This window comes from Pseudomonas onubensis (genome assembly GCF_965653655.1).
In the GTDB taxonomy this organism is placed as follows: domain Bacteria; phylum Pseudomonadota; class Gammaproteobacteria; order Pseudomonadales; family Pseudomonadaceae; genus Aquipseudomonas.
In genome coordinates this window covers 1-1,019 of record NZ_CBFHAZ010000213.1, presented here as the reverse complement: position 1 = coordinate 1,019, position 1,019 = coordinate 1, and the positions used below count along the sequence as shown (strand labels likewise).

Below are 1,019 nucleotides of genomic sequence, written 5' to 3'. Positions count from 1 at the left end.
CGCTGAATGTTGAAACGCAGAATATTCTCCAAGAGAAAACTGTTATCCCAAGTCCCGGACGGTACCCGAGGATGACGGCTGACAGGGCGCAAACATCGGCGACGTCTGTGACGTGGACGAACGCGGAGCCGAACACGCTGATGGAGCGGGTGCTCGCACCCGCCAACCTAAAGCGTGCGTATCAACGCGTGGTCAGCAACAAGGGCGCACCGGGTGCCGATGGTATGACGGTCGACCAGTTGGCGGGCTATGTGAAACAGTATTGGCCGATCCTCAAAGCTCGGTTGCTGGCCGGCGAGTATCACCCGCAAGGTGTACGCGCTGTCGAAATTCCCAAACCCAAGGGTGGAACACGCCAATTGGGCATTCCCAATGTCGTGGATCGCCTGATCCAGCAGGCGCTGCTGCAACAGCTCACGCCGATCTTTGACCCTCTATTCTCGGACTACAGCTACGGTTTTCGTCCGGGCAGAAGCGCCCATCAAGCCATCGAAACAGCCCGTGACCATGTTGCAGCGGGTTACCGCTGGTGCGTGGAACTTGATCTTGAAAAGTTCTTTGATCGAGTGAATCACGACGTGTTGATGGCCAAAGTTGAGCGTCATGTCGAAGACAAACGCGTACTCAGACTGATCCGCCGCTACCTTGAAGCGGGAGTTATGTCGGGCGGTATCGACAGCCGACGGCAGGAAGGGACGCCACAAGGCGGCCCGCTCTCGCCGTTGCTGTCGAACATCCTGCTCAACGAACTCGATCGGGAGTTGGAGCGGAGGGGCCATCGCTTCGTTCGTTATGCCGACGATGCGAACATTTATGTACGTAGTCGCCGTGCAGGCGAACGAGTGCTGGCCGGAGTTGAGCGTTTCCTGAATCAGCGTCTGAAACTGACGCTGAACCGGGAAAAGAGCCACGTGGCACGGCCATGGGGTTGCGATTACCTGGGTTACGGGATGAGCTGGCATCAACAGCCGAGGCTAAGAGTGGCAACGATGAGCCTGGGCCGCTTGCGTGATCGACTC

The 1,019-nt window shown here is 57.9% G+C and carries 1 protein-coding gene; it reads left to right on the top strand.

Annotated features, from left to right (window positions below):
* Positions 1-44: 44 nt before the first annotated feature.
* Positions 45-1,019, top strand: a 975-nt coding sequence (gene ltrA, locus ACTD9P_RS29610; RefSeq protein ID WP_498371984.1) for a group II intron reverse transcriptase/maturase, incomplete at its 3' end; no start/stop codon positions are given.